Source organism: Cellulomonas sp. P4_D11 (assembly GCF_056401915.1).
In genome coordinates this window covers 1-26998 of sequence record NZ_JBFUIK010000011.1, presented here as the reverse complement: position 1 = coordinate 26998, position 26998 = coordinate 1, and the positions used below count along the sequence as shown (strand labels likewise).

At 71.3% G+C, this 26998-nt stretch carries 25 protein-coding genes and 1 pseudogene; 21 read left to right on the top strand and 5 right to left on the bottom strand.

Features of this window, described 5'->3' with window-relative positions; translation table 11 throughout:
- Window positions 1–102 precede the first annotated feature (102 nt).
- The 4 genes from AC1DT4_RS08925 to AC1DT4_RS08910 all read left to right on the top strand — a co-directional run bounded on the left by AC1DT4_RS08925 (window position 103) and on the right by AC1DT4_RS08910 (window position 4081).
- Window positions 103–1215, top strand: a complete 1113-nt coding sequence (locus AC1DT4_RS08925) for a hypothetical protein (protein ID WP_477089427.1) — start codon at window positions 103–105, stop codon at window positions 1213–1215.
- A gap of 80 nt (window positions 1216–1295) precedes the next feature.
- Window positions 1296–2369 carry a redox-regulated ATPase YchF gene (gene ychF / locus AC1DT4_RS08920; protein WP_477089426.1) on the top strand — a complete coding sequence of 358 codons (1074 nt, stop codon included), beginning with the start codon at window positions 1296–1298 and terminating at the stop codon, window positions 2367–2369.
- Window positions 2369–2989 (top strand): hypothetical protein, encoded by a 621-nt coding sequence (locus AC1DT4_RS08915; RefSeq protein WP_477089425.1) that lies wholly within the window; start codon window positions 2369–2371, stop codon window positions 2987–2989. The genes ychF and AC1DT4_RS08915 overlap by 1 nt, the downstream gene beginning before the upstream one ends.
- Window positions 2990–3145: 156 nt before the next feature.
- Window positions 3146–4081 carry a sugar phosphate isomerase/epimerase family protein gene (locus AC1DT4_RS08910; protein ID WP_477089424.1) on the top strand — a complete coding sequence of 312 codons (936 nt, stop codon included), beginning with the start codon at window positions 3146–3148 and terminating at the stop codon, window positions 4079–4081.
- A 332-nt stretch (window positions 4082–4413) separates the two neighbouring features.
- Here the strand turns inward: AC1DT4_RS08910 and AC1DT4_RS08905 are convergent, their stop codons facing one another.
- Complete coding sequence (locus AC1DT4_RS08905; protein ID WP_477089423.1) at window positions 4414–4872, bottom strand: YybH family protein; 459 nt, start codon at window positions 4870–4872, stop codon at window positions 4414–4416.
- A 99-nt stretch (window positions 4873–4971) separates the two neighbouring features.
- On the opposite strand from AC1DT4_RS08905, the gene AC1DT4_RS08900 reads away from it, so the two are divergent.
- The 6 genes from AC1DT4_RS08900 (at window position 4972) to AC1DT4_RS08875 (ending at window position 9577) form a co-directional block, all read left to right on the top strand.
- Entirely contained in the window at window positions 4972–5745 is a 774-nt protein-coding gene (locus tag AC1DT4_RS08900) for a VOC family protein (RefSeq protein WP_477089422.1), read from the top strand.
- 46 nt (window positions 5746–5791) lie between these two features.
- Complete coding sequence (locus tag AC1DT4_RS08895; RefSeq protein WP_477089421.1) at window positions 5792–6520, top strand: class I SAM-dependent methyltransferase; 729 nt, start codon at window positions 5792–5794, stop codon at window positions 6518–6520.
- Window positions 6521–6567: 47 nt separating this feature from the next.
- The gene (locus AC1DT4_RS08890; protein WP_477089420.1) at window positions 6568–7053 is read left to right on the top strand and encodes a histidine kinase; all 486 of its coding nucleotides are present in this window, start codon (window positions 6568–6570) and stop codon (window positions 7051–7053) included.
- A gap of 81 nt (window positions 7054–7134) precedes the next feature.
- The gene (locus tag AC1DT4_RS08885; RefSeq protein WP_477089419.1) at window positions 7135–7986 is read left to right on the top strand and encodes a DUF4097 family beta strand repeat-containing protein; all 852 of its coding nucleotides are present in this window, start codon (window positions 7135–7137) and stop codon (window positions 7984–7986) included.
- 32 nt (window positions 7987–8018) lie between these two features.
- Window positions 8019–8816, top strand: coding sequence for an ABC transporter ATP-binding protein (locus AC1DT4_RS08880; protein WP_477089418.1), 798 nt, complete (start codon window positions 8019–8021; stop codon window positions 8814–8816).
- The gene (locus tag AC1DT4_RS08875) at window positions 8813–9577 is read left to right on the top strand and encodes an ABC transporter permease (protein WP_477089417.1); all 765 of its coding nucleotides are present in this window, start codon (window positions 8813–8815) and stop codon (window positions 9575–9577) included. Before AC1DT4_RS08880 ends, AC1DT4_RS08875 begins: the two co-directional genes overlap by 4 nt.
- On the opposite strand, the gene AC1DT4_RS08870 is transcribed toward AC1DT4_RS08875, so the two are convergent.
- Window positions 9570–10256 carry a hemerythrin domain-containing protein gene (locus AC1DT4_RS08870; protein WP_477089416.1) on the bottom strand — a complete coding sequence of 229 codons (687 nt, stop codon included), beginning with the start codon at window positions 10254–10256 and terminating at the stop codon, window positions 9570–9572. The genes AC1DT4_RS08875 and AC1DT4_RS08870 overlap by 8 nt on opposite strands.
- Before the next feature lie 78 nt (window positions 10257–10334).
- Between AC1DT4_RS08870 and AC1DT4_RS08865 the strand changes: the two genes are divergently transcribed.
- Window positions 10335–10856, top strand: a complete 522-nt coding sequence (locus AC1DT4_RS08865) for a CGNR zinc finger domain-containing protein (RefSeq protein ID WP_477089415.1) — start codon at window positions 10335–10337, stop codon at window positions 10854–10856.
- An 86-nt stretch (window positions 10857–10942) separates the two neighbouring features.
- Here the strand turns inward: AC1DT4_RS08865 and AC1DT4_RS08860 are convergent, their stop codons facing one another.
- Together AC1DT4_RS08860 and AC1DT4_RS08855 are read right to left on the bottom strand one after the other, a co-directional pair.
- A complete protein-coding gene (locus tag AC1DT4_RS08860; protein WP_477089414.1) occupies window positions 10943–11452 on the bottom strand; it encodes a hypothetical protein in 510 nt (169 codons plus the stop codon).
- A 211-nt stretch (window positions 11453–11663) separates the two neighbouring features.
- Complete coding sequence (locus AC1DT4_RS08855; protein WP_477089413.1) at window positions 11664–12128, bottom strand: nitroreductase family deazaflavin-dependent oxidoreductase; 465 nt, start codon at window positions 12126–12128, stop codon at window positions 11664–11666.
- 381 nt (window positions 12129–12509) lie between these two features.
- On the opposite strand from AC1DT4_RS08855, the gene AC1DT4_RS08850 reads away from it, so the two are divergent.
- The 3 genes from AC1DT4_RS08850 to AC1DT4_RS08840 all read left to right on the top strand — a co-directional run bounded on the left by AC1DT4_RS08850 (window position 12510) and on the right by AC1DT4_RS08840 (window position 17200).
- Complete coding sequence (locus tag AC1DT4_RS08850) at window positions 12510–14297, top strand: ABC transporter family substrate-binding protein (RefSeq protein ID WP_477089412.1); 1788 nt, start codon at window positions 12510–12512, stop codon at window positions 14295–14297.
- A gap of 225 nt (window positions 14298–14522) precedes the next feature.
- On the top strand, window positions 14523–16064 hold the full coding sequence (locus AC1DT4_RS08845; protein ID WP_477089411.1) for an ABC transporter permease: 1542 nt from the start codon (window positions 14523–14525) through the stop codon (window positions 16062–16064).
- Window positions 16061–17200, top strand: coding sequence for an ABC transporter permease (locus AC1DT4_RS08840; RefSeq protein ID WP_477089410.1), 1140 nt, complete (start codon window positions 16061–16063; stop codon window positions 17198–17200). The genes AC1DT4_RS08845 and AC1DT4_RS08840 overlap by 4 nt, the downstream gene beginning before the upstream one ends.
- A gap of 2 nt (window positions 17201–17202) precedes the next feature.
- On the opposite strand, the gene AC1DT4_RS08835 is transcribed toward AC1DT4_RS08840, so the two are convergent.
- The gene (locus AC1DT4_RS08835) at window positions 17203–17823 is read right to left on the bottom strand and encodes a PH domain-containing protein (protein ID WP_477089409.1); all 621 of its coding nucleotides are present in this window, start codon (window positions 17821–17823) and stop codon (window positions 17203–17205) included.
- A 26-nt stretch (window positions 17824–17849) separates the two neighbouring features.
- On the opposite strand from AC1DT4_RS08835, the gene AC1DT4_RS08830 reads away from it, so the two are divergent.
- The 7 genes and pseudogenes from AC1DT4_RS08830 to AC1DT4_RS08800 form a co-directional block, all read left to right on the top strand.
- Complete coding sequence (locus AC1DT4_RS08830) at window positions 17850–19652, top strand: ABC transporter ATP-binding protein (protein ID WP_477089408.1); 1803 nt, start codon at window positions 17850–17852, stop codon at window positions 19650–19652.
- Window positions 19653–19819: 167 nt separating this feature from the next.
- Entirely contained in the window at window positions 19820–21631 is a 1812-nt protein-coding gene (locus AC1DT4_RS08825) for an ABC transporter substrate-binding protein (protein WP_477089407.1), read from the top strand.
- 106 nt (window positions 21632–21737) lie between these two features.
- Window positions 21738–23678, top strand: a complete 1941-nt coding sequence (gene typA, locus AC1DT4_RS08820) for a translational GTPase TypA (RefSeq protein ID WP_477089406.1) — start codon at window positions 21738–21740, stop codon at window positions 23676–23678.
- A gap of 7 nt (window positions 23679–23685) precedes the next feature.
- Window positions 23686–24642, top strand: coding sequence for a PIG-L family deacetylase (locus tag AC1DT4_RS08815; RefSeq protein WP_477089405.1), 957 nt, complete (start codon window positions 23686–23688; stop codon window positions 24640–24642).
- Window positions 24643–24647: 5 nt separating this feature from the next.
- Window positions 24648–25058, top strand: coding sequence for a hypothetical protein (locus AC1DT4_RS08810; RefSeq protein WP_477089404.1), 411 nt, complete (start codon window positions 24648–24650; stop codon window positions 25056–25058).
- Complete coding sequence (locus AC1DT4_RS08805) at window positions 25055–25549, top strand: flavin reductase family protein (protein WP_477089403.1); 495 nt, start codon at window positions 25055–25057, stop codon at window positions 25547–25549. Before AC1DT4_RS08810 ends, AC1DT4_RS08805 begins: the two co-directional genes overlap by 4 nt.
- Window positions 25550–25716: 167 nt before the next feature.
- Window positions 25717–26998 (top strand): annotated as a pseudogene (locus AC1DT4_RS08800) (hypothetical protein); the annotation flags it as partial.

The following is a 26998-nucleotide window of genomic DNA, read 5'->3' as shown; positions in this document are numbered from 1 at the left end:
CCGTCATCGGCTCGCGGGCTGGTGACGACACGGGAACTCCTGTCGCTCGAGCAACGAGGCGGCCCACCGCCGAGGCCCGAGAGTCGAACCGGAGACACACCCATGAGCAAGATCGTTGCGGCCGTGGCTGCCACGTGCCTGGCGCTGTTGGGCCTGATCGGCCTCGCCGGCCCTGCGACGGCGACGCCCACGACCGACCTCGGCTCGTCCTGCACCTCGCAGGACGGTGCCGCCGAGACGTGCGACGTCTGGGTCACGTGGCAGACCCCCAACTACGCCCCGACCGACCCGACGCTCAGCGCGGTCGGTCTCCCGCAGACGCTCGTCGGCCTGGGCGAGGTCCAGCCCACCGTGTGCGGTGTCACCTACCAGCAGGACCGCCTCGTCGGCTCCCGCGAGGACATCGACGCCGTGCTCTCCGACGGCCGGCTGACCGGCACCGTCGCGTACCCGGAGGACCAGGGACTGTTCGCCGACTGGCGGTTCGTCTCGTCGGCGCCCTGCCTCGAGCGTGACGCGTCGGCTGCTGTGACGGTCATCGCGCCGACGTGCGGCTCGGCCGGCTCCGTCGGCGACGTCTCGGTCGTGAGCTCCGCCGCGGGGCCCGTGGTCGCCATCGGCGGAGCGCGTCACGAGATCACCTTCACGGCCGCGGCAGGCCACCTGTTCCCGGCCGGTCCGGGGGTGTCCGACGACGGAACGACGATGGTGGTCGCGTTCGACCTGCTCCCCGCTCTCCCACAGGAGAAGTGCGTGACGACGCTCGCCGACGTGACGTTCCCCGAGGCGACGCCGCCGACGTGCGAGTCCGGTGCGGTCCTGCCCGCCACCCCGGCCGACACGGACACGACGACCTGGTCGTGGGACGGGGACACCCTGACCGCCTCGGCGCGTACCGGGTACGCGTTCGCGTCTGGCACGACCATGAGCACGACGTACGCGCTCGCCGACGCCCTCCCGAGCCCCTCGGACGAGTGCGTGGTCGCGGTCGCGTCCGTGTCCACCCCGTCGACCGTCCCCACCGAGGTGCCCGAGGTGCTGGCCGCCCCGGGCGGGCTCGAGGTGACGTCGGAGGTGCTCGCTGCGCCCGAGGCGGACGTGCTCGCCGCCACGGGCGCCGACCACGTCCAGGTCTACGGCCTGGCCGCAGCCCTCGCGCTCCTGGTGGGCAGCGGACTGCTCCTCATCGTCCGGTCCCGCACGCAGCACCCCTAGCGCGACGCCGGCCCCGGTCGGGCGCTCGATGTCAGCGCGCGACCGGGGCCTCGTCGGCCCGCCACCTAGACTGGTCTCTCGTGGCACTCACAATCGGCATCGTCGGCCTGCCCAACGTCGGCAAGTCCACCCTCTTCAACGCGCTGACCCGCGCGCAGGTTCTCGCGGCGAACTACCCGTTCGCGACGATCGAGCCCAACGTCGGCGTCGTCCCGCTGCCCGATCCCCGCCTCGAGGTGCTCGCCGAGCTGTTCGGCTCCGAGCGCATCCTCCCGGCGACCGTGTCGTTCGTCGACATCGCCGGAATCGTCAAGGGCGCCAGCGAGGGGGAGGGCCTGGGCAACAAGTTCCTGGCCAACATCCGCGAGGCGGACGCCATCTGCCAGGTGACGCGCGCGTTCGCCGACCCGGACGTCGTGCACGTCTCCGGCGCGGTGAACCCGAAGGACGACATCGAGATCATCGCGACCGAGCTGATCCTCGCTGACCTGCAGACCCTCGAGAAGGCGATCCCGCGCCTCGAGAAGGAGGTCCGCGCCAAGAAGGCGGACCCCGGCCTGCTCGCCGCCGCCCAGGAGGCGCAGGCGATCCTCGAGAGGGGCCAGACCCTGTCGCAGAGCGGCAAGACCATCGAGCACCTCGACGAGCTCCAGCTCATGACGAGCAAGCCGTTCATCTACGTCTTCAACACCGACGACGCCGGCCTGGCCGACACCGCGATGCAGGACGAGCTCCGCGCCCTGGTGGCCCCGGCCGACGCGATCTTCCTCGACGCCAAGTTCGAGTCCGAGCTGGTCGAGCTCGAGCCCGACGAGGCCCGCGAGATGCTCGCCGACAACGGGCAGGAGGAGGCCGGCCTCGACCAGCTGGCCCGCGTCGGCTTCCACACCCTCGGCCTGCAGTCGTACCTGACCGCGGGCCCCAAGGAGTCGCGCGCCTGGACCATCCACCGCGGCTGGACCGCCCCCCAGGCCGCCGGCGTGATCCACACCGACTTCCAGAAGGGCTTCATCAAGGCCGAGGTCATCTCCTTCGACGACCTCGTGGCCGCCGGCTCCGTCGCCGCTGCCCGCGCCGCCGGCAAGGCTCGCATCGAGGGCAAGGACTACGTCATGGCCGACGGCGACGTGGTGGAGTTCCGGTTCAACGTCTGATGCGGGCGGGCGGCAAGCCGGGCCGCAGGCTCGTCGCGGCCCAGGAGGCCGGGACGTTCGTGCGGGTCACCCGTCGGCTGCGACGGTCGACCCCGCTGGACGGCGTCGTCCTCGCGGTCGGCGCGAAGTGGGCCCTCGTGGCGTCGTTCGTCGACGGCGGGTACGCCGACGGCTACATCGCGGTGCGGGTGCGCGACGTCGCCACCGTGTCGCGCCACCGTGGCGTCGGGTCCCTCTTCGCGCGGGCGCAGCCGGCGTGGCCGCCGGTCGCCCTGAGCGGGCTCGAGCTCGACACGACCAAGGACATGCTCCGGACGCTCGCGCAGCACGGACCCCTCATCGGCGTCGAGCGGGAGCGCGAGCGCGCCGGGCTGTGGATCGGCGTGATCGTCGGGTTCGAGCGCCGATGGCTGTGGCTCCACGAGGTCAAGCCCGATGCGCGGTGGCACAAGAATCCGCACGACTACAAGCTCGGCACCGTGACGACCGCCTGGCTCGGCGGCCGGTACCTCGACGCGCTGGCAGCGACGGCGTCGGCGCCGAAGATCCCGACGACGACCCGCACCCTGGTACCGGTCGAGCACGCCCCATGGCCGGCGCCGGGGCGGCAGCCTCACTGATCGACGCACGCTCCGCGCGCGCCGCTCCGTCCGCCACAGGCCTTCCCCATCGGCGCGACTGCCGGTTACGGTGCGAGTGGATCGAACGTCGTGCGGGCAAGGATGGCCGGTCGAGCGTTCGACGATGTGGCGCCTCGGGAGCACCTGATGGAAACCATGAACCGATCGTGGGCCCGCATGCTGCGCGGCTTCGTCGCCGCGACGGTGGTCGCGCTCAGCCTTGTCCTCGGTGTGGTCAGCACCGCGTCCGCGGGTCCTCCGGACCGCCACGGCCGAGGGATACCGACGAGCAAGATCTCCGTCCAGCTCTGGACGTTCGCCGAGTACATCGGCTTCGGCACCGATGCGGACACCATCGCCCGGACCGAGGAGGTCTTCGGCCGCCTCAGGGAGATGGGCTACCGGAACGTCGAGCCGTTCACCCTCAGCGGGCTGACGGCAGAGCAGTACCGTTCGCTCCTCGACAAGTACGGGCTCAAGGCTTCCGCGCGGCACGTCGATGTCGGCACGCCGGGGAACCCGGCGGACATCGAGCAGATCCTCGCGGACAACAAGGTGCTGGGCATCAAGTTCTTCGGCTCCGGAGCCACCCCGATCTTCCCGCCGATCTACACCACCGAGGCCGAGTGGATCGCCTACGCCGAGTACCTCGACGAGGTCGGTGCCCTGGCGCGCAGGCACGGCCAGACGCTGATGGTGCACAACCACGACATCGAGTTCGAGACGGCCTTCGGAGGCCGCACCGTGTACGACATCCTCATGGCGTACACGAGCCCGAAGAACGTCGTGTTCCAGCTCGACCTCTACTGGGCGACCAACGGCGGCGGCATGACCAACCCGATCGATGTGATCGAGCGGTACGGCAACCGGATCAAGCTGTTCCACGTGAAGGACATGGGCGCCGGTGCGTTCCCCGGCCCGATCGAGATCGTCGGCAAGGGAACCATCGACTTCCCGTCGATCTTCCGCGCCGCGGGCGGCAGCACGAAGTACTACGTCGTCGAGCACGACCCTCGGTTCGGCGACCCGACGTTCGACCCCTTCGAGGCCGCCAGGGTCGGCTTCGACTACCTCGACCGCGTGACCTTCTGAACCGTCCGACCTGACGTGGGGTGCTGAGACTGCCCGTCGGCCCCGATAGCTACGACCGGGGCCGGTGCGGGATCAGCCGGTGACCGAGCGGCGGCCGCCGACGCGGATCCAGATCAGCAGCACGATGATGGCGCCGTGATCGACCCGATGATCCCGGCGGGCTGGAGGAAGCCGTCGTCGGCGTCGTTCCGGAAGAGCAGGTAGCCGAGGAACGGTCTACCGGAAGATCGGCGTGGAGAGCCGGACGCAGGCGGTGCTGTGGGGTGTCGACCACGGCTTCGTGCCCGACCACCGGCGGATCGACCACTGGCGCGGAGGGCCGTGAGCTCGGTCTAACCGTCGGCCCGGAGCTCGCCGCGGGCGAGGGAGCCGAGGGTCGCCATGTCGATCGGGCTGACGAGGGCGTCGGCGTGCCTGTGGACCAGAAGCCACCGGCCCTCGTCGCGTCGGTAGACGTGCGTGACCCGCAGCGACCAGTCCTGGTCAGGCGTCCCGCCGACCTCGCCATGCTGGCGTTCGACCATCGCGATCACCACGGTGTCGCCCCAGGCGTGCGTCTCGACGTGCTCGAGCGTGGCTTCGCCGTGCTGGAAGTACCCCGCTGACTCACGCACCACGGGAGCGCGGCTCTGCGACCGGGACGCGGGCCCACCGTACGGGCGGAACAACGTGAATCCTGGCGCGTGGTGGACGAGCTCGAGGTAGCGGTCCGTGTCTCCGCCGATGAACGCGTCGGCCGCCTCGGCGGCGTCGCGGACGAGTGCCGCGAGCTCGTCGTCGGTGATCGTCATGTCGTGCTCCCCGAGAGTGCCGAGTCCTGCCAGCCTGCCACCGACCGCTCCGTCGGTCGACGGGCTGCACCGCCCACGGAGAGGTGGTTGCCTGGACGCATGAGCGTCGCGGACGAGCTGATGGACATCGAACGGGGGCTCGCGCAGGGCGCCGGCGAGGCCTACGCCCGGACGCTGAGCGACGACGCCGTCGTGGTGGTCCCGGGTGCGGTCCTCGACAAGGCCGCGTGCGTCGCCGCGATCGACGGGTCGCCGGGCTGGGACGAGGTCGAGCTCGGTGATCCGCAACTCCTCGAGTCCGGCGCGACCGCGACGGTGGTCTACCCGTTCCGCGGGGTCCGGGGCCGCGAGACCGTCCGCGCGACGCTCTCCTCGACGTACCGGCGCGACGAGGCCGGCGGCTGGCGACTCGTGCTCCACCAGCAGACGCCTGAGCAGGCGCTCCCGGGTCACGCGCTGCCGGGCCCGACCCAGATCAACCTCGTCGTCGCGGACGTCGCCCGCACGGCCGCCTTCTACCGCGACCTCGGCTGGGACGTCGGTGACGCGGTCGACCCCCACGCCGAGATCAGGTTCGAGGGGCTGAGCGTCGAGCTGGACGAGGCGTCGTCGGTGCGCTTCTGGAACAGCGGGACTCCCGACGACCGCGCCGCCGCGACGGTCTACTCGATCCACCTGGGCGGCCGCGACGACGTCGACGCGATCTGGACGCGGATGACCGACCTCGGGCACGAGTCCCGGCAGCGGCCGTTCGACGCGTTCTTCGGCTCCCGCTTCGCGGTGCTCGCGGACCCGGACGGACACCAGGTCGGCCTCATCAGCCCGAGGTCGGACGAGCACCGCCACGACCCGCCGGCCCCTGCGCCGCGGTGATCAATCCGCTGGCGCAGCGACCGGCGGCATTCCTAGCGTCCACCTCATGGCCGACGACGGATTCGAGGTCCCCCGCCTCGCGCAGCTCTACGACCCGCTCGACCCGGACCGCAGCGACCTCGAGGCGTACGCCGCGATCGTCGGGGAGCTCGGTGCGACCAGCGTGCTCGACGTGGGGTGCGGGACCGGGACCTTCGCGCTGATGCTGGCCGACCGGGGCATCGACGTGGTCGGCGTGGACCCGGCGGGCGCCTCGCTCGACGTCGCCCGCGCGAAGGACGGGGCGGACCGGGTCCGGTGGCTGCACGGCGACGCCACCACGTTGCCGTCCCTGCAGGTCGACCTGGCGGTCATGACCGGCAACGTCGCGCAGGTGTTCGTCACCGACGAGGCCTGGGCCGCGACCCTCGACGGGATCCGCACGGCGCTGACCCCCGACGGACATCTGGTGTTCGAGACCCGCGTCCCCGAGCGGGAGGCGTGGCGCGAGTGGACCCGCGACGCGACCTACGAGTCGACGGAGGTCGAGGGCGTCGGTCGGGTGGAGACGTGGGTCGACGTCACCCAGGCGGTCGGTGACCTGGTGACGTTCCGCGCGACCTACGTGTTCGCCTCCGACGGCGCCGTCCTGACCTCGGACTCGACGCTGCGGTTCCGGGACCGCGCCGCGATCGAGCGCTCGCTCGAGGCGGCCGGCTTCGACGTGCTGGAGGTGCGGGAGGCCCCGGACCGACCGGGTCGGGAGGTGGTGTTCCTGGCGCGGTGTCACCACTGACACCACAATCGCTTGACGTGACACCACTGTGGTGTCAAGATGGTGCCATGGAACTTGGACAGTACGTCACCGACCTGCAGCGGCAGCTGGTCGAGTCCGCCGAGCACGGCACCGAGGACACGCGGGCCGTCGCCGAGCGGCTCGTGGCCGGGCTCGACTCCGCAGCCCGGCTCGTGCTGCTCGACGCCCTCTCCGCCGCGGTCGGCGAGATCACCCGGGACCTCGCTCCCGGGTCGGTCGACCTGCGGCTGCGCGGCCGCGAGATCGAGTTCGTCGTCACGCAGGCCGGCGGGGAGCCCGACGCCGACGACGCGCCCGCCGCCGTCGACCTCGACGACGTGAGCACGTCTCGCACGACGCTCCGCCTGCCGGACGCCCTCAAGGTGAAGGTCGACGAGGCGGCGGCGGCCGACGGCCTGTCGGTCAACGCCTGGCTGGTCCGGGCGATCGCGTCCGCTCTGCAACCCCGACAGCGACGGTCCGCGCAGCGCACCTTGCGGACCGGCGACAGCTTCGCCGGCTGGGCGCGCTAGCCCGGCCGACCCCACCGCCTCCACCAGCCACGCGGACCCGCGGGGCCGGACGAACACACCCAGATGCAGGGAGCCGTCAGCATGCCCACGTACAGCACCCCCACGCCGATCGACCTCGCCATCCACCTCCAGGTCGGCGCGATCGACGTCATCGCCAGCGACCGCACCGACACGGTCGTGACCGTGACGCCCACCAACCCGGCGAAGGCCGTCGACCGCCGCGGCGCGGAGGAGACCAAGGTCGACTTCGACGGCCGCCGGCTGACGATCACGGGCCCGAAGCCCCGACTCAGCTGGATCGGCCCGGGACCGTTCGACACCGTCGACGTCGTCGTCGAGCTGCCGACGGGCTCGCGGCTCGCCGCCGAGATCTCGGTCGGCGGCGTGCGTACCGTCGGGCGCCTCGGACCCACCCGCATCAAGGCGTCGTCGGGCGGCGCGGACGTCGACACCACCGGTGACCTGTGGCTGCGCGCCGGGCACGGCAACGCGATCGTCGGCACCGTGGAGGGGTCGGCCGAGATCACCGCCGACCACGGCCAGATCCGGCTGGGCACCGTGCACGGCGACGCGATCCTCAAGGCGTCGCACGGGAGCGTCACGGTCGGCCGGTCGGGCGGCGACCTCGACGCGAAGCTCTCCTACGGCGACCTCGAGATCACCACGGCGCTCGCCTCCGTCACCGCGAAGACGGCGTACGGGGCCATCCAGCTGCACGAGGTCTCGAGCGGCTCGATCCAGGTCGAGAGCGGCTACGGCCAGGTCACGATCGGCGTCCGGCCGGGCGTCCCGGCCTGGCTCGACCTGTCCTCCAAGACCGGGCACGTCCGCAACCAGCTCCAGAGCGACGTCGCCCCTGACGAGTCCGAGCGAGCCGTCGCCGTGCGTGCGCGCACCGCTTCGGGCGACGTCACCATCCAGCACGCCCGATGAGCCCGGCACACCAGAAGAGGGGAACGGAAGAGATGACTGGCATCGAGGATCGCGGACCGGCGATCCGTCTGCAGAACATCGAGAAGTCCTACAAGGAGCTGCACGTCCTGCGTGGCGTCGACCTCGAGGTCGCGCCGGGCAGCATCTTCGCCCTGCTCGGCTCGAACGGAGCCGGCAAGACGACGATCGTGCGGATCCTGTCCACGCTGCTGAAGCCCGACGCCGGCACGGCCACGGTCCACGGGTTCGACGTCGAGACGAACCCGCTCCAGGTCCGGGAGTCCATCAGCCTGACGGGCCAGTTCGCCGCGGTCGACGAGATCCTGTCCGGCCGCGAGAACCTGGTGCTCGTCGCCAGGCTGCGGCACCTGCCGGCGCCCGGCCAGGTGGCGGACGACCTGCTCGCCCGCTTCAGCCTGACCGAGGCGGGGGCGCGCCGGGTCGCGACGTACTCGGGAGGCATGCGCCGCCGGCTCGACATCGCCATGAGCCTGATCGGGCAGCCGAAGGTGCTCTTCCTCGACGAGCCGACGACGGGCCTCGACCCCGAGGCGCGCATCGAGGTCTGGCAGGTGATCAAGGAGCTGGCCACGCAGGGCACGACCGTCCTGCTCACCACGCAGTACCTCGACGAGGCCGAGCAGCTGGCCGACCGGATCGCCATCCTGCACCAGGGCCGCATCATCGCGAACGGCACCCTCGCCGAGCTCAAGCGGCTGCTGCCGCCGGCGACGGTCGAGTACGTCGAGAAGCAGCCCACCCTCGAGGAGATCTTCCTCGCCCTCGTCGGGACCGACGCCACCACCGAGCTCAGTGAGGACCTGTCATGAGCACCACCCACTTCCTCAGCGACACGGCCGACCTGACCGGCCGCTCCATGCGTCACATCACGCGCAGCGTGGACACGATCATCACGACCGCCGTCACGCCGATCGCGATCATGGTGCTGTTCGTCTACGTCTTCGGCGGGGCGATCGACACCGGCACCCAGAACTACGTCGACTACCTGCTCCCGGGCATCCTCCTGATCGCGATCGCGTCGGGCATCGCCTACACCGCGGTCCGCTTGTTCACGGACCTGCAGAGCGGCATCTTCGAGCGGTTCCACTCCATGCCGATCGCCCGCCCGTCGGTGCTGTGGGCTCACGTGCTGACCTCGCTGGCGTCCAACGCCATCACGGTCGTGATCATCGTCCTGGTGGGCCTTCTCATGGGGTTCCGCACCTCGGCGGGCGTGCTCGCCTGGTTGGCGGTCGCGGGGATCCTGGCGCTGTTCACGCTGGCGCTCACGTGGGTCGCGGTCATCGCGGGCCTGTCGGCGAAGTCGGTGGACGGGGCCGCAGGGTTCTCCTACCCGCTGATCTTCCTGCCGTTCATCAGCTCGGCCTTCGTCCCCACCGAGACGATGCCCGGCCCGGTGCGCGCCTTCGCGGAGAACCAGCCCGTGACGTCGATCGTCGACACGATCCAGAACCTGTTCGCCGGGCAGCCGGTCGGCAGCGACATCTGGGTCGCCCTCGCCTGGTGCGTCGGCATCCTGGTGGTCGCGTACGTCTTCGCGATGCGGATCTACCGGCGCAAGATCAACTGACGGCTGCGGACCCCGGTCCGTAGACGCGGGCACGGTGCGCGGCGAACTGCCGCTTGCCGACGAGCCGCCAGAGCAGCCGGGCAGGAGCGGGCAGGTTGGTACGCAGCCAACCTGCCCGTTCCTCTGCCGGCACGACCTCGAGGACCCAGCCGAGCTGCAGGAACAGGCGGTCCTTGGGGATCGACGCCATGCCGTGCTCGTGCAGCAGACTCCACTCGCGCTGGGACATGACGGTCGACGCCGTCGGCAGGATCTGCGTCTCCTCCTGGCCGAGGTGCGCCAGGAGCGTGTCGCGGACCGCGTCCAGCTGCGCGGCCACCGCGTCACGTTCCTCGACCCCGGCGTCGTCCTCCCACGCCGCCAGAAGGACGTCCAGCCGCTCGAGCTGGGCGGCCGTGGCCGCGTGCTGGGCCCGCATGAGGCCGACGTGCAGGGCGCAGGCCGGCGCGCGCTGCTCGAGGGTGTCCCACAGCAGCAGGTCCTCACCCTGGTGGTGGTGGTGCAGCGCGCCGGCCACCTCCCGCACGTGCCCCGCGACGGGGGCCAGCCGGGTCAGGTCGCCGTCCTGCACGCCGCGCACCAGGCCGGGGGCGTCCGTGAACGCCCGTCGGAACAGCGCGTGGATGGTCAGCATGTCGGAGGTGTCGCAACCGAGCTTCTCGGTCGTGGAGGTCGTCATCACTGTCTCCCTGCGTCACTAGTAAAACCGTTACAGTGGTGACGACTATTCTGGTCATCCGGACCGGACGTCAAGGCGATGGAGGACACCGTCAGCGAGATCACCCGCCCCGACCCGCTGCTGGAGTGGGTCTCGCTGGGCGCCGAGCCGGGCATCGCCCCGGGGCCGCTCGAGCGCGTGCGCGCACTGCTCAACACCGACGACCGGTTCCACGGGGTCGACCACCTCGCGGCCGGCGGCCCGGCCGGGCTGAGGCGGCTGCGCGACGCCGCACGCGACTACCTGGTGACCGGCGACCCGTCCGCGCTCGACGCGGTGGCGCTCGAGCATCCGCTGGTCGTGTCGTTCGACGGAGGCGCGGCGAGGCTGGCGTCGGCCGGGGACGACGCCCTCGTCGCCGGGCTGCTCGCGGAGGTCCACCGGGCGCACGAGGCGGGCCAGTGGCCGCGGCTCAAGGCGTGCGCGAACCCCGACTGCCAGTGGATCTACTACGACGGGTCGCGCAACCGGTCCGGCCGCTGGTGCTCGATGAACGAGTGCGGCGACGTGATGAAGGCCCGCGCCTACCGCCGGCGTGCGCGCACGGGCGCGGGCTCATAGGCCCCGACCGCTCGACGGCGTCGTCGGCGTCAGGGGCGGACGGTCGCCGGCGGGCCACGACCTGCGTCGCGACCCGCCGGTGGGTGTCAGCTGACCGGGAAGCCGCCGGCGACGCACTCCGTGGAGATCGCCGCGTCCTGCGTCGGCAGGTCGAGCGTGGCGGTGTTCGCGGTGCCGGACTCGGCGGCGGCCAGCGCGCCCTCGATGCGGGCCTGGATCGCCGTGAACGCCTCGGCGAGCGGGGCGGGCGAGACCTTGATGGCCAGGACGAGCGACGAGTCGATGGCACCGAGCTCGTCGGTCGTGTCCTCGTCCAGCGGCGTGCCCGCGTCCTGCGCGTCCATGGCCGGCGCGACGGCGGCCACGCGGACCTTGAGCGAGCTCTCGCCGCCGTTGTAGTAGCGGCCGCAGGCGAGCGCGATGTTCGGCTCGGCGGCTGCCGCCGTGCTCTCGGCCTTGGCGGTCTCCTTGGCCGTCTCCTTGGCGGTCGACGACGCTGCGGGGGTCGAGTCGCCGCTCGTGTCGTCGCCGCTGGAGCACGCGGCGAGGGTGGTGGTCAGGGCGGCAGCGACGAGGAACAGGGCAGCACGCTTCACGGTGGAACTCTCCTTGCGGTGATCGACGAACGGGGCCGTGTGCGGCCCACCCCCTGGTTACCAGCCGGTAACAATGTCGCCTGGCCGTGTCCGCTTCCCGGACGGCCGAGGCGTTCGCGATCTCGAGCATTCGCCGCATGATTGCGCGGCGCAAGGTCAAATCGGCCACCGGTCGGCGTGACGGACGCCACGGCGCCGGCCGGCGCAGGCGTCAGGCGGGGGCCAGGCGGAAGACTCGGAGCTCGCGGTCGGCCCGCTCGGCGTAGCTCGTGTACGCCGGCCAGACCGCGAGCATCGCGGGCAGCAGGCGGGCGCGCTCGTCGTCGTCGGCCAGCGTCGCGACGACCGGCGTCGTCACACCGGCGATGGTCACGGTCGCGTGCGGGTCGGCGAGCAGGTTGCCCGACCACGCCGGGTGGTGCGCCTGCCCCCAGTTGGACCCGATGAGCACCCAGCCGTCACCGTCGACGGCGTACACGAGCACCGCCTCGCGCGGCTCGCCGGACTTGCGCCCGGTCGTCGTGAGGATCAGCTGCGGGATGCTCGGCTTCCCGAGCGTGCTCCACCGTCCGCCGCTCGCCTTCTGCAGCCGCCGGTCGAGCCGGGAGGTCGCGCGACCGAGGCGGGCGAACCAGCGCGTGTGGCCCAGACGGTGCACGGTGGCGGTGAGATCCATGGGACGAGTGTCGCCGACGAGGGCGGCTGTGACCCACGTCTCGGCGCTCGCGGACCACTATCACATCGGCGCCGACCCCATAGCAGATCAGAGCGCCGAGCGCAGTCGAAATCGAGTCACGCCACCCCTCAGCGCGCAAGACCGGACACGTTACGGTGATGTTTCCGCAGGTCGTCATCTCGCATGCTGGACTGTACTCGCCAGTATCAATCAGGTAACGATCCGGCGTCAGCCTCATACCTGCCCGATATGTCCGAGCAACCGTGACTTACCTTGTCTGCAACTCACGGCGGACGTGCTCACACCGCACCGCCTCAGCCCCGCGGCATGCCACGGGGTCGGGGCGCGCAGGTCAGCGTCCACCCCTTCCCAGGAGGAACATTGAAGATCAGGCGAATCAGCGCCGCGGCCGCGGCCCTCGCAGCCGGCGCCCTGGTGCTCACCGCGTGCTCCAACAACTCCCCGACGGACACTGCGTCCTCGTCGGAGTCGGCCGCCGCGACCACGGGCGGCAACGTCGTCGTCGCCGAGACGAACGAGTTCTTCTCGTTCAACTCCTCGACGGCCAACGGCAACACGGACATCAACTCGAAGATCTCGCTCGCGACGAACTCGAACTTCTACTACATCGACGGTGACCTCAAGGTCAAGCGCGACGAGTCGTTCGGCACGATCGAGAAGGTCAGCGACGACCCGCTGGTCGTGAAGTACACCGTCAACGAGGGCCAGAAGTGGTCCGACGGCGAGCCGATCGACGCGGACGACCTGGTTCTGGCCTGGGCCGTGTACTCCGGCTTCTACGACGACGGTGGCAACCCGGACGACGAGGGCAACCCGACGACGGGCACCAGCTACTTCAGCTACGCCGGCTCGACCGAGGGCCTCGGCCTGACGGACTTCCCGGAGATCGGCGACGACAACCGCAGCATCACGCTGACGTACTCCAAGCCGTACGCCGACTGGGAGATCGCGTTCGGTCTGGACCGTCCCGCGCACGTCGTCGCCAAGGGTGGCGGCCTCGCCGACGGCCAGGCGCTCGTCGACCTGCTCAAGGACAAGCCGCGCGGCGACTCTGCCGCCCCGGTCCCGACGGACCCGCAGCTCAAGGCCGTCGCCGACTTCTACAACACGGGCTTCGACTCCCGGACGCTGCCCAGCGACCCGGAGCTCTACCTGTCCAGCGGCCCGTACATCGTCTCCGACGTCGTCGAGGGCCAGTCGGTCACCCTCAAGGCGAACGACAAGTACACCGGTGACCTGAAGCCGAAGCTCGACGAGATCACCATGCGCACCATCGCGGACCCGTCCGCCATGGTCCAGGCGCTCCAGAACGGTGAGGTCGACATCATCTCGCCGCAGGCCAACGCCGACACGCTCGCCTCGCTCGAGGGTCTTGACGGCATCGAGGTCCACAAGGGCAACCAGCTCGCGTTCGACCACATCGACCTGAACTTCTCGGGTGTCTTCGCCGACGACAACGTCCGCAAGGCGTTCCTCAAGACGATCCCGCGCCAGGCGATCCTCGACGCGATCATCACGCCGCTCGACCCCGAGGCCAAGGTTCTGGACTCGCAGCTCTTCGTGCCGTCGCAGGACGGCTACGCGGACTCGGTCAAGGACAACGGCTCGTCCGAGTTCGCCGACGTCGACATCGAGGGCGCCAAGGCGCTCCTCGGCGGCCAGACGCCGACCGTGCGCATCCTCTACAACGTCAACAACCCGAACCGTGTTGACGCGTTCACGCTGATCCAGCAGTCGGCCTCGCAGGCCGGCTTCATCATCGACGACCAGGGCGACGCCAAGTGGGGCTCGCGCCTCGGCGACGGCTCGTACGACGCGTCGATCTTCGGCTGGATCAACCCGGGCGTCGGCGTCTCCGGCACCCCGCAGATCTACGGCACCGGTGCTGCCTCCAACTTCAACAACTTCTCCGACCCGTCCGCGGACGAGCTGATGTCTCAGCTCATCCTCACCACGGACGTCGACGAGCAGACGAAGCTGCAGCAGCAGATCGACGCCAAGATCTTCGCCGCCGACTACGGCCTGCCCTTCTTCCAGAGCGTGGGCGTCGACGCTGTCGCCGACCGCGTCCAGGGCATCGACGCGTACAACCCCAACCAGAACGGTGTCTGGTGGAACGTGTGGAACTGGAGCGTCAACGACGGCTGATCCTGGCCGGAGTAGCGCACCACTGGACGACTGTGTGACAGTCGCCTGACGACCGAAGGTGCCGGGTCGCCGCATTGCGGGGGCCCGGCACCTTCGAGTCCGCACGCAGCACGCAGCACAGGGACGACGAGGTCTCGTGGGGTGCTCGGGCGGGCTCTGAATTACGCTTGACTGTTCCCGGCGCGCGGTTCGGCGCGCCGCCCCGACACAGACACCTGAGAACCGATGACCACCTACATCCTTCGACGGTTGCTCGCGTCCCTGCTGATCCTGCTGGGCGCGTCGTTCATCGTCTATCTGCTCATCGCCTACTCGGGCGACCCGCTGGCCGAGATCCGGTCGAGCAACTCGCCGAGCAAGGCCGACCAAATGGCCCGACGCACGGAGCTGCTGCACCTCGACGTGCCGCCGGCGTTGCGCTACTTCATCTGGCTCAGCGGCGCCGTCAAGTGCGTCGTGCCGTTCGTCGGTCAGTGCGACCTGGGCGTGACGCTCCAGAACCAGCCGGTCACCGAGTCCCTCTCGTMGGCCATCCCGACGACCCTGCAGCTGGTGACGACGGCCGCCGTCCTCGCGATCCTGCTCGGCGTGACCATCGGCGTGATCACTGCGCTGCGGCAGTACAGCACCCTGGACTACTCGGTCACCTTCATCACCTTCCTCTTCTTCTCGCTGCCGGTGTTCTGGGTCGCGGTCCTGCTCAAGGAGTTCGGGGCCATCGGCTTCAACGACTTCCTTCGAGACCCCTTCATCGCGAACAGCACGATTCTTGTGCTGTCCCTGATCACCGGGTTCATCTGGACGGTGATCGTCGCCGGGGACCTCAAGCGGCGGGCCATCACGTTCGGCGTCGCCACCCTGGTGACGGCGACGGTCCTCTACTACCTGTCGGTCACGCGCTGGTTCACCACGCCCTCGCTGGGCGTCGTGATCATCACGGTCACCGGCGTCGCGGCGTCGTACGGTTTCACGGTGCTGTTCGCCGGGCTGCAGAACCGCCGGGCGCTGTACTCGTGCTTCATCTCGGTCGGCATCGGCCTGGTCGCCTACTTCGCGCTGCAGCCCCTCCTGGACAACGCCACCCTGTGGCTCATCGTCCTGCTGGGCCTCGTGGCCGTCGGCGTCGGCATCCTCGTCGGCTACCTCATGGGTGGCTACGACCGCGGGCAGTCGATGAAGGCCGCCGCGCTCACCAGCTTCACCGTCGCCTTCCTGGTCCTGCTCGACCGCTACATGCAGTCGTGGCCGGCATACATGGCCAACCCGCGCATCCGTAACCGCCCGATCGCCACGATCGGCGCCGAGACCCCGGGTCTCAACGGGGACTTCTGGATCACGGGCATCGACAAGTACACCCACCTGATCCTGCCGACGATCGCGCTGATCCTCATCTCGCTCGCGTCGTACACGCGCTACTCGCGGGCGTCGATGCTCGAGGTCATGGGTCAGGACTACGTCCGCACCGCGCGGGCCAAGGGTCTGTCCGAGCGCGTCGTGGTGACGCGGCACGCGTTCCGCAACGCGATGATCCCGCTGGCGACCATCGTCGCCATCGACATCGGCGGCCTCATCGGCGGCGCGGTCATCACCGAGAACGTGTTCTCGTTCAAGGGCATGGGGAACCTCTTCCTCACCGGTCTGCGCAACGTGGACCCCAATCCGGTCAKGGGCGTGTTCCTGGTGACCGGCATCACCGCGGTGGTGTTCAACCTGCTGGCCGACCTCACGTACTCGGCCCTCGACCCGCGAGTGAGGGTGAAGGCATGACCGCCATCCTGGAGAACACGGCGGACGTCCCGCCGAACCCGACCATGCCTGAGAACCCGGAGGACGTCCGCGGGCTGAGCCAGGGCCGCATCGTCACCAAGCGGTTCTTCGGCCACACCGGAGCCGTCGTCAGCATCGTGGTGCTGTTCTTCGTGCTCGTGCTGGCCATCTCGGCGATCGGCATCGGCCCGATCCCCGGGTGGTGGAAGTACAGCTACACCGACACGCCCCCGCTGGTCGACGGTGGCCGGCCCACCTTGCAGCTGTTCCCGTTCTCGCTCGGGGACCACCCGTTCGGGCAGGACCGCGTCGGTCGTGACCTGTTCGCGATGACCATGCGCGGGACGCAGATCTCGATGTTCATCATGCTGCTGGTCGGCTTCATCGCGGCGCTCGTCGGCGTGCTCATCGGCTCGAGCGCGGGCTTCTTCCGCGGCAAGACCGAGGCCGTCCTCATGCGGTTCACCGACATGATCATCATCATCCCGGCGCTCATCGCGGCCGCGGTGGTCGCGAACTCGGCGAAGAGCGTCGTCGCTCTGGCGCTGTTCCTCGGCCTCGTGTCGTGGACCGGTATGGCGCGCCTGGTCCGTGGCGACTTCCTGACCCTGCGTGAGCGGGAGTTCGTCGACGCCGCCCGCCTGGCGGGTGCCTCGAACAGCCGGATCATCTTCAAGCACATCCTGCCGAACGCGGTCGGCGTCATCACGGTGAACACGACGCTGCTCATGTCCGCGGCCATCCTCACGGAGACCGCCCTGAGCTACGTCGGGCTCGGTGTGAAGCCGCCGGACGTCTCCCTCGGCTCGCTGATCAGCGCGAACCAGGCGGCCTTCGCCACCCGGCCGTGGCTCTTCTGGTGGCCCGGGGTCTTCATCGTCGTCATCTGCCTCACCATCAACTTCATCGGTGACGGCCTGCGCGACGCGTTCGACCCGCGGCAGAAGAAGCTCGCGCTCCGCCGCGTCAAGGAGACGCGCGACCGCTCGGGTGCGTCGATGTACAAGCCGGGGCCCGCTCCGGACCACATCGCGAGCGCCGGGTCGGACTCGATCGCCTCCGGCGGGCTGTACGAGTCGTTCGACCAGCCCCGCGACATGGGTGACGAGAACGACGACGGCAGGGGCCGGCGGTGACGTCAGGTCAGGGCCACGGCCACGACACCCACGGCAGCCAGACCCAGGAGCCCGATCGCCGCGCCGTTCCAGCGGCGGACCACCGGGGTGTCGTCCGCGATGCCGATGGGCAGGTGCTCGTCCTCGACGAGCTGCTCCCAGCGGCGCCGCACCAGGGCGGCGACGTGTCCGGACGGCGCGCTGGGCAGGTCGCCGATGGCGACCGCCCCGCGCGCGTCGCGGGCCATGCGGGACATCCCCGCGAGCTCGTCGTTGCCGGCGGTCACCACCTGGTGGCGCCCGGGTCCGGGTGCCGCCCAGGCGCGGTAGCGCCCGGTCGGGGTCACGAGGGTCAGCGAGTACTGGGTCTCCACGTTGATGAGGGCAGCCCACGGCACGTGCGTGGTCCGCAGCGGGTTGACCAGCGTCACGCCGTCGTCCGTCACGTCGACGCGCGGGTGCCAGAAGACCAGCCACGCGAGCAGGCCCAGGCCGATCGCGAGCGGCAGGGCCCGCAGCACCGCCGTCACCCCGTCCTCGAAGCCCCGGGCGGCCGTCAGCCCCACGATCACCGCCCATGCGGCGATCGTCGACACATATCTGCTGCGCGGCCGGTACGACAGGCCGCCTCTCTCGGCACGCATGCCCGCATGATCTCAGGAGTCACACGATGACCGATACGACCTCCCAGGACGCACCCGTCCTCCAGGTCAAGGACCTGTCCGTCGACTTCGCCGTGGATCGCAAGTGGATCCCGGCGGCGATCGACGTGAGCTACGAGGTCCACGCCGGCGAGGTCCTCGCCATCGTGGGCGAGTCGGGCTCGGGCAAGTCCGTCAGCTCCATGGCCCTCCTCGGCCTGCTGCCCAAGAACGCGCGCATCACGGGCAGCATCAAGCTGATGGGCCAGGAGATGAGCGACATGTCCTCGGCCAAGGTGCGGCAGATCCGCGGCAACGACATCGCGATGATCTTCCAGGAGCCGATGACGGCCCTGAACCCGGTCTACACGATCGGCGCGCAGATCATCGAGGCGCTGCGGCTGCACAACATGATGTCGCCGGCCGACGCCCGCGACCGTGCGCTCGAGCTGCTCACCATGGTCGAGCTGCCGGACCCGCTCAAGGCGTTCAACTCCTACCCGCACCAGCTGTCGGGCGGCCAGCGGCAGCGCGCCATGATCGCGCAGTCGCTGTCCAACGACCCCGTCCTGCTGATCGCCGACGAGCCCACGACGGCTCTCGACGTCACGGTGCAGGCCGAGATCCTCGACCTCATGCGCAACCTGCGCGACCACCTGCACTCCGCGGTCATCCTCATCACGCACGACATGGGCGTGGTCGCGGACCTCTCGGACCGCATCGCGGTCATGCGGCGCGGGCTCATCGTCGAGACGGGCACCGCGCGGGAGATCTTCAGCAACCCGCAGCACCCGTACACCCAGGAGCTGCTCGCGGCCGTCCCGCACCTCGGTGCGGCGGACTCGTCGGGCGAGGAGATCGACCTGACGGCGGCGCTCGCCGTGGCGACCGGCCACGAGGACGCCATCGCAGTCGACGCCGACGAGCTGGCGCGCCGCGAGGCGGCGAACAAGAAGGCGCTCGAGGTCTCCGAGCGGGCACGGCGGGCGGCCGAGGTCGAGGGCACCACCCCGATCCTCGAGCTGGTCGACGTGGCCATCGAGTACCCCAAGCAGGGGCGCATCCCCGCGTTCCGCGCGGTCGAGGGCGCCAACCTGGTCATCCGGCCGGGCGAGGTCGTCGGCCTGGTCGGCGAGTCGGGCTCCGGCAAGACCACGATCGGGCGCGCGGCCGTGGGCCTGCTGCCCGTGGTCGAGGGCACCCTCACGGTGGCCGGCGTCGAGCTGACCGTCCGCGACTCCAAGAAGCTGAAGTCGCTGCGGCGCAAGGTCGGCATGGTGTTCCAGGACCCGTCGTCGTCGCTGAACCCGCGGCTCCCGGTCGGCGAGAGCATCGGCGAGCCGATGTACCTCGCGGGCGTCGCCAAGGGCGACGCGCTGCAGAAGCGGATCGAGGAGCTGCTCGACCAGGTGCAGCTGCCGCGCAGCTACCGCAACCGGTACCCGCACGAGCTGTCGGGCGGGCAGAAGCAGCGCGTCGGCATCGCCCGCGCGATCTCGCTGTCGCCCGAGCTGCTGGTCGCCGACGAGCCGACCTCCGCGCTCGACGTGTCGGTGCAGGCCACCGTCCTGGAGCTCCTGCAGGACCTCCAGTCCCGGCTCAAGTTCGCGTGCCTGTTCGTCACGCACGACCTGGCGGTCGTCGACGTGCTGGCGGACCGCATCGCGGTCATGCGGCGCGGCGTGATCGTCGAGCAGGGCACCCGTGACGCGATCCTGCGCAACCCGCAGGAGGCGTACACGCAGCGGCTCATCGCCGCCGTGCCGCTGCCCGACCCGGACAAGCAGCGCGAGCGCCGCGAGCTGCGCTCGCTCCTGCTCGACCGGTCCTAGACCGAGGTCGCCCGGCAGCACCCGCGTGGCGTCCGCCCTGTGGACGAGATGTCCGACAGGGTTGAGTTGCGGGTGCTGTCGGCCGATATCGCTCGCATGGGGCGGTTCGTCCGCCATGGCATGATCCGACCGCCCCTCCGACGGTCGGTGGGGCGCGAGCGGGGGTCGTGGTGCGGCGTAGCTGGCTGGTCGTGGCGGGCAGTGTCGGCGCGCTCGCGCTCGTGGCGGCGTGCACCACGTCGGAACCCGAGCCGTCGCGCGCGGGGACCGTGGTCGTGGCCGTCGGGGTGCCGTTCACCTCGCTGAACGGCGGGACCGCCGACGGTCGCTCGCCGGGCAGCACGGTGGTGCGGTCGCTCGCGCAGGCGGGCTTCGTGTCCCTCGACGAGGACGGCGCGGCGGTCCCGGACGACGCGTTCGGCACGGTCGAGAAGACCAGTGACGCGCCGCTGACGGTCACCTACACGATCGGCTCGAAGGCGGTCTGGTCGGACGGCACCCCGGTGACGACGGCCGACCTGCTCCTGGAGTGGGCGGCGCGCAGCGGACAGCTGGACGACGTGACCCCGGAGCTCGACGCCCAGGGCGGCATCACCAACAACGACGCCCTCGACGCGGGGGTCGCGTTCGCCGCGGCGTCGCCGGCCCTGGTGCACGCGGAGCAGCTGCCGACGATGGACGGCGCCACGCTCACGCTGACGTACGCGACGCCCGTCGCGGACTGGGAGACGGCGCTCGACGTCGGCGTGCCCGCGCACGTCATCGGTCAGACGGCGCTCGGTGTCGAGGACCCCGCCGAGGCGGCCGCCGCGGTGACCAAGGCCATCGTCGACCAGGACAAGGCCGCGCTGAGCTCGATCTCGGCCGCGTGGCGGACCGGGTTCGATGCCGACACCCTCGCGCAGCACGTCGACCAGGCCGTCTCCACCGGGCCGTACGTGATCGACCTGATCGTGCCCGGCGAGCGTGTGGAGCTGGCCCGGAACGACGAGTACACGGGTCCCGGCCGCGCGGCGTACGACCGCGTGGTGGTCCGCAGCGACCTGGACCCGCTGGACGAGGTCGCGGCGCTCGACTCGGGCACGGTCGACGTCGTGACGCCGACCGACACGACGGACGTGCTCGACGCGCTCGCCGACGTCGACGGTGCCGAGGTCACCACCGGCGGGGACAGCACCCTGCAGGTCCAGCTGCAGACCGCGGGCGGGGGTGCCTTCGACCCGGCGTCGTACGGCGGCGACGCCGCGGTGGCGTCGGCCGTGCGCCGGGCCTTCCTGCTCACCGTCCCGCGGGACGCGATCGTGTCGGACGTGGTCAGGCCGCTGTGGCCCGAGGCGGTCGTGGTCGGCGCGGTGCTGCCGTCCGTCGGTCCCGAGGCCGGCGGCGACGTGGCGCCGAGCGGACCCGCCGACATCGCCGGTGCGAAGCGCCTGCTCTCGCAGGCCAAGGTCACCGACCCGCCGGTCGTGCGCGTGCTGACCAACTCGACGGACCCGTTGCGCGCCAAGATGCTCGCGCTGATCACCGCGTCGGCCTCCGACGCGGGCTTCGACGTCGAGCCGTACACGCAGGTCGACGGCCTCGGTCCGGACCTCGTCGGCGCCCCGGACGCGTGGGACGCGGCGCTGGTGCCGGTGTCGCAGGCCGAGCTCCCCGTCGACTCGGTGGTGTCGCGGTGGAAGACCGCCGGCGCGACGAACGTCACCGGCTGGACCGACCCGGCCACGGACGCGCTGCTCGGTCCGCTCGCGCAGACGGTCGACCCGGCCAAGGCCACCGACCAGCTGGCGCCCGTCGCACAGAGCCTCGAGGACGGCGGCGCCGTGCTGTCGCTGGTGCGGCAGCCGATCGTCGTCGCCATCCGGGCCTCCGCGGCGTCGACGGCGTCCAGCACGGCCGGCCCCCTCGCGGTCGACCCGCTGCAGCTCGGGCGCGCGGACCTGACGTCGTGGTGGGCCTGGGCGCGCGCGGGCCGCTGACGTGCGTCTCATCACCTTCTGACCCAGTCGGACGGGTGGGCGGGTAGAATCGATCGGCGCGGCCGACGACCCGGCGCGCTCCCCACCTTCTGAGATGAGTTCTCCCATGTCTGAGCCCACGTCTGCGCCGACAGGCACGAGCGTGCGCAACGACCTGCGCAACGTCGCCATCGTCGCGCACGTCGACCACGGCAAGACCACGCTGGTCGACGCCATGCTGTGGCAGTCCGGCTCGTTCGGTTCCCACGCCCACGTGGACGAGCGCGCCATGGACTCCGGCGACCTGGAGCGCGAGAAGGGCATCACGATCCTCGCCAAGAACACGGCGATCCGGTACACGGGTCCCGCGGCGGCGGAGATCGGCGAGCCCGGCGGCATCACCATCAACGTCATCGACACCCCGGGCCACGCCGACTTCGGCGGCGAGGTCGAGCGCGGCCTGTCCATGGTCGACGGCGTCGTCCTGCTGGTCGACGCGAGCGAGGGTCCGCTCCCGCAGACGCGCTTCGTCCTGCGCAAGGCGCTCATCGCCAAGCTGCCCGTGATCCTCGTGGTCAACAAGACCGACCGCCCCGACGCGCGGATCTCCGACGTCGTGCACGAGGCGACGGACCTGCTGCTGGGCCTGGCGTCCGACCTGCACGAGGACGTGCCGGACCTGGACCTCGACGCGATCCTCGACGTGCCCGTCGTCTTCGCGGCCGCCAAGGCCGGCCGCGCGTCGCTGAACCAGCCCGAGGACGGCGGTCTGCCGGACTCCGAGAACCTCGAGCCGCTGTTCAAGACCATCCTCGAGCGGATCCCCGCGCCCACCTACACCGAGGGCGCGCCGCTGCAGGCGCACGTCACCAACCTCGACGCGTCCCCGTTCCTCGGTCGCCTCGCCCTGCTGCGCGTCTTCAACGGCACGATCCGCAAGGGTCAGACCGTCGCGTGGGCCAAGGCCGACGGCACCCTGGCGAACGTCAAGATCACCGAGCTGCTGGAGACCAAGGCGCTCGAGCGCGTCAGCACCGACTCGGCGGGCCCCGGAGACATCGTCGCCGTAGCCGGCATCGAGAACATCACCATCGGCGAGACCCTCACGGACCCCGACGACCCTCGCCCGCTCCCGCTCATCACGGTCGACGACCCGGCCATCTCGATGACCATCGGCATCAACACGTCCCCGCTGGCCGGGCGCGGCGGCAAGGGCCACAAGGTCACCGCCCGCCAGGTCAAGGACCGCCTCGACAAGGAGCTCGTCGGCAACGTCTCGCTCCGCGTCCTGCCCACCGAGCGTCCCGACGCCTGGGAGGTCCAGGGCCGCGGTGAGCTCGCGCTGGCCATCCTGGTCGAGCAGATGCGCCGCGAGGGCTTCGAGCTGACGGTCGGCAAGCCGCAGGTCGTCACCAAGAAGGTCGACGGCAAGACGTACGAGCCGGTCGAGCGCATGACCATCGACGTCCCCGAGGAGTACCTCGGCGCCGTGACGCAGCTGCTCGCGCAGCGCAAGGGCCGCATGGAGACCATGTCGAACCACGGCACCGGCTGGGTCCGCATGGAGTTCCTGGTCCCCGCGCGTGGCCTCATCGGCTTCCGCACGCGGTTCCTCACGGACACCCGCGGCACGGGCATCGCGTCCTCGATCTCCGAGGGCTACGAGCCCTGGGCCGGTCCGATCGAGACCCGCATCAACGGGTCGCTCGTCGCCGACCGCTCGGGTCCCGTCACGCCGTTCGCCATGATCAACCTGCAGGAGCGCGGCTCGTTCTTCGTCCAGCCCACGCAGGAGGTGTACGAGGGCCAGATCGTCGGTGAGAACTCGCGCAACGAGGACATGGACGTGAACATCACCAAGGAGAAGAAGCTCACCAACATGCGCTCGGCCACCGCCGACAACTTCGAGAACCTCATCCCGCCGCGCAACCTCACGCTGGAGGAGTCCCTGGAGTTCGCGCGCGAGGACGAGTGCGTCGAGGTCACCCCGACCGTGGTGCGCATCCGCAAGGTGGTGCTCGACCAGACCGAGCGCGCGCGCATCACGGCCCGCTCCAAGCGCGCCTGACCCCTCCATGGTGACGTCGGGCGGCCTCGTCGCCGTCCATGCGCACCCCGACGACGAGTCGCTGGCCACCGGCGCGCTGCTGGCCACGTGGGCGGCCGCCGGCCGGCCCGTCACCGTGGTGACCTGCACGCGCGGCGAGCGCGGCGAGGTCATCGGCGAGCGGCTGGCCCACCTCGAGGGCGACGGCCCGGCGCTCGCCGAGCACCGCGACCACGAGCTGGGCCGGGCGCTCGCCGCCCTGGGCGTGCGGGACCGCGGCTACCTCGACACCATCCCGGGCGGCACGGACGCGCGGTTCGAGGACTCGGGCATGGAGTGGCTGGGCACGGGTCGAGCAGGGCTTCCCGACGAGGTCCCCGCGGGGGCGTTCGTCGGCGTCGGTCTCGAGGAGGCGGCCCAGCGGCTGGCGCGGGTCATCCGCGCGCGCCGCCCGGACGTCGTCGTCACGTACGAGCCCGGCGGTGGCTATGGGCACCCCGACCACGTCCGCACCCACGAGGTCACGCAGTGGGCTGTTGACTTCGCCGGCGCGGCCCCGGACGACGCGTCCCCGGCCTTCGCCGTGCCGGTCGTGCTCTGGTCGGTGCAGGGGCGCCTGGCCCTGCAGCGCGGCCTTCGCGCTCTGCGCAGCGACGCGGTGCTCGCGGCTCTCGGTTCGTTGTACGCCGAGCTCGACCTCCCGGACCCCACCGACGAGCTGCCGTCCGTTGCCGTCCCCGACGACCAGGTCCAGCTCGAGGTCGACGTGCTGCCCGTGCGCGACCGGGTCCTCGGCGCCCTGCGCGCCCACGTCACGCAGGTCCAGGCGGTGCGGGCGATCGACGGCGACGACGGGCTCGTCGCCTGCTACGCGCTGAGCAACCGCGTCCTGGCGCCGATCCTGCCGACCGAGTCCTACCGGCGCGGGACGGGGGGCTCCGGCGAGGACGTCGTCTGGCCCGCCGGTGTCCGCCCGGTAGCCTGACGCGCGTGCAACGCCTCACCACCGGTGCGATCGGCATGGCCGTCGCGACCCTCGCCCTCGGGCTGCTCGTCGGCACCCTGGGCACCGTGATGCACCGGAGCATCCCGCCCTGGGGCGTCGTCGTCTGCCTCGTCCTCACGTTCGCCGCCGCGGTCACCGCCCGCGCGTGGGGCGGCCTGCTGAGCCTCGCGGGCTACGCCGTCGGGCTGTTCGTGTCCGTCCAGGTCCTGTCCCAGCAGGGCCCCGGCGGCGACACGCTCGTGCCCGACGGCCAGGCGATCGGGTGGGTCTGGGTGCTCGGGTCGATCGTCGTCACCATCCTCGTGGGCGTCCTGCCTCGCGGCATCTTCGACGACCGGCCCCGGCCGCGCCGGACGCCCGCGCTCGAGGTCGACGGGTCGGACCCGGCGCCGTGACCGACGAGCCCTCCCCGGAGGCGTTCCGTTCGGCGGTCGGGCGCCTGCCCGCGGGTGTCGCCGTCATCACCCTGCGCTGGCGCGGCACCGTGCACGCCATGACCGCCAGCGCGATCACGTCCGTCTCGCTCGAGCCGCCGATGCTCCTCTTCTGCGTCCACACCGACGCCCGGTTCCGGGATGCGCTGGACGACGTCGACACGTGGTCGGTCAGCGTCCTCGCCGACGACCAGGGACACGCCGCCGACTGGTTGGCGTCCCCGGGTCGGCCCGCGATCGACCAGCTGGCCCGCGTCCCGCACCGCCCGGCGCCCGTCGCCGACGCCGTCTGGGTCGACGGGGCCGCCGCGTGGTTCGACTGCCGGACCGCCGCCGTGCACCGCGCGGGGGACCACGACGTCGTCGTAGGCTCGGTGCTCGCCGTCGCCCAAGGCTCTGCCGACGCCGGCGGCCTCGTGCACCTGCGGGGACGGATGCGGCCGGTTCGCTGACCGCCCCGCGGCGGCGATCGCGTCGTTCCGCGCCGTGGCAGTCCACGGATCGCGTCCGCACGGGTGAGAACACGGCTGTCACGCCGCGCCGCCGGACGGATCGGTTATCCCAGGCACGTAGACTCGCGCGGGCGCGTTGTGCGCGCGTGGAGCAGCAGGGGAGCAGGATGAGCGACGGCACGGAGCGCGACGAGCCCGGACAGCGCAGCGAGGACGAGCGGCAGAGCCCGCCGGCCCCGCCGAGCGGTAGTCCCTCGTCGGACCCGGTGTGGCCCGTGTGGGGCGGTGCCGGCGCGTCGGTGACTCCCGGGGAGCCCGAGGTCGCGGCCGATGTCGACCCCGCCGCGGCCGACGCCGCGAGCTCCGAGGAGGCCCCGGTCTCCGCTCCCGCCGACCAGCCCGCGACCGACGAGCTCGCGACCGCCGCCGGCGGTGACACCGCTGACGACGAGACCGCGACGGGCGATGAGGCCGCGGCGGACAACGAGGCTGCGGGCGACAACGAGACCGCGGCTGACGACGAGACCGCGGCGACTGACGAGACCGCGGTTGACGATGAGACCGCGGCGAACGACGAGCCCGCGGCTGGCGACGAGACCGCGGCGACTGACGAGACCGCGGCGACAGCCGACACTGCGACCGATGTCGCCGAGCCGACTGCTGACTCGGACGGGCCCGCGACCGACGAGGTTGCGTTCGAGGGCGACGAGTCATACGTCGCCGAGCCGCTGACCGGGGCCGCCGAGCCGGTTGTCGATGACGAGCCCGCGACCGACGGCGATGCGTCCGACGTCGCTGAGCATGCGACCGAGGGCGCGGAGCCGGCGATCGACGACGAGCCTGCGACCGACGTGTCCGAGCCGGAGACCGACGAAGCCGAGCCCACCGCCGACGTCGAGCCTGTGACCGACGCGGCCGAGCCCGACGCCGTCGAGTCGGCCGACGAAGCCGAGCCCGCGATCGACGACGAGCCTGCGACCGACGGCGACGAGTCCGACGCCGCCGAGCCGGCGACCGACGACGAGGGCGCGACCGACCCGGACGAGCCGGAGTCCGGCGCCGCCGAGGCGGTGACCGAGGACGAGCCCGCAACCGACGAGGTCGACGCGGACGAGCCCGTTGCCGATGGCGCTGGATCCGCGGTCACCGCGGAGGACGTCGCCGGGGCTTCTACGGACGACGGCGACGGGGCGGGCGAGCCGCTCTCAGCCTCGACCGACGAGGCGGCGACGCCCGAGTCGGGGTCGAGCCGCGAGGCTGCCACGGCCGTCATCGCACCGGTCGCCGCAGCAACCGCAGGMGCCGCGGCCACCGCAGGCGGCGTAGCAACCGTAGGCGGCGCAGCAACCGCAGGCGCCGCGGCAACGGCGCCGGCCGGCGCCGTGACGCCGCCCCCCGCTGCGCCGCCGGCGCCGATCGGGACGCTCTCCGCCCCGGTCACCCGGACGG

Bases quoted from the DNA above. Each gene is read 5' to 3' on its own strand.
- AC1DT4_RS08925 (WP_477089427.1), top strand. From the start codon at position 103: ATGAGCAAGATCGTTGCGGCCGTGGCTGCCACGTGCCTGGCGCTGTTG.
- AC1DT4_RS08915 (WP_477089425.1), top strand. From the start codon at position 2,369: ATGCGGGCGGGCGGCAAGCCGGGCCGCAGGCTCGTCGCGGCCCAGGAG.
- AC1DT4_RS08910 (WP_477089424.1), top strand. From the start codon at position 3,146: ATGAACCGATCGTGGGCCCGCATGCTGCGCGGCTTCGTCGCCGCGACG.
- AC1DT4_RS08905 (WP_477089423.1), bottom strand. From the start codon at position 4,872: ATGACGATCACCGACGACGAGCTCGCGGCACTCGTCCGCGACGCCGCC.
- AC1DT4_RS08900 (WP_477089422.1), top strand. From the start codon at position 4,972: ATGAGCGTCGCGGACGAGCTGATGGACATCGAACGGGGGCTCGCGCAG.
- AC1DT4_RS08895 (WP_477089421.1), top strand. From the start codon at position 5,792: ATGGCCGACGACGGATTCGAGGTCCCCCGCCTCGCGCAGCTCTACGAC.
- AC1DT4_RS08890 (WP_477089420.1), top strand. From the start codon at position 6,568: ATGGAACTTGGACAGTACGTCACCGACCTGCAGCGGCAGCTGGTCGAG.
- AC1DT4_RS08885 (WP_477089419.1), top strand. From the start codon at position 7,135: ATGCCCACGTACAGCACCCCCACGCCGATCGACCTCGCCATCCACCTC.
- AC1DT4_RS08880 (WP_477089418.1), top strand. From the start codon at position 8,019: ATGACTGGCATCGAGGATCGCGGACCGGCGATCCGTCTGCAGAACATC.
- AC1DT4_RS08875 (WP_477089417.1), top strand. From the start codon at position 8,813: ATGAGCACCACCCACTTCCTCAGCGACACGGCCGACCTGACCGGCCGC.
- AC1DT4_RS08870 (WP_477089416.1), bottom strand. From the start codon at position 10,256: ATGACGACCTCCACGACCGAGAAGCTCGGTTGCGACACCTCCGACATG.
- AC1DT4_RS08865 (WP_477089415.1), top strand. From the start codon at position 10,335: ATGGAGGACACCGTCAGCGAGATCACCCGCCCCGACCCGCTGCTGGAG.
- AC1DT4_RS08855 (WP_477089413.1), bottom strand. From the start codon at position 12,128: ATGGATCTCACCGCCACCGTGCACCGTCTGGGCCACACGCGCTGGTTC.
- AC1DT4_RS08840 (WP_477089410.1), top strand. From the start codon at position 16,061: ATGACCGCCATCCTGGAGAACACGGCGGACGTCCCGCCGAACCCGACC.
- AC1DT4_RS08835 (WP_477089409.1), bottom strand. From the start codon at position 17,823: ATGCGTGCCGAGAGAGGCGGCCTGTCGTACCGGCCGCGCAGCAGATAT.
- AC1DT4_RS08830 (WP_477089408.1), top strand. From the start codon at position 17,850: ATGACCGATACGACCTCCCAGGACGCACCCGTCCTCCAGGTCAAGGAC.
- typA (WP_477089406.1), top strand. From the start codon at position 21,738: ATGTCTGAGCCCACGTCTGCGCCGACAGGCACGAGCGTGCGCAACGAC.
- AC1DT4_RS08815 (WP_477089405.1), top strand. From the start codon at position 23,686: ATGGTGACGTCGGGCGGCCTCGTCGCCGTCCATGCGCACCCCGACGAC.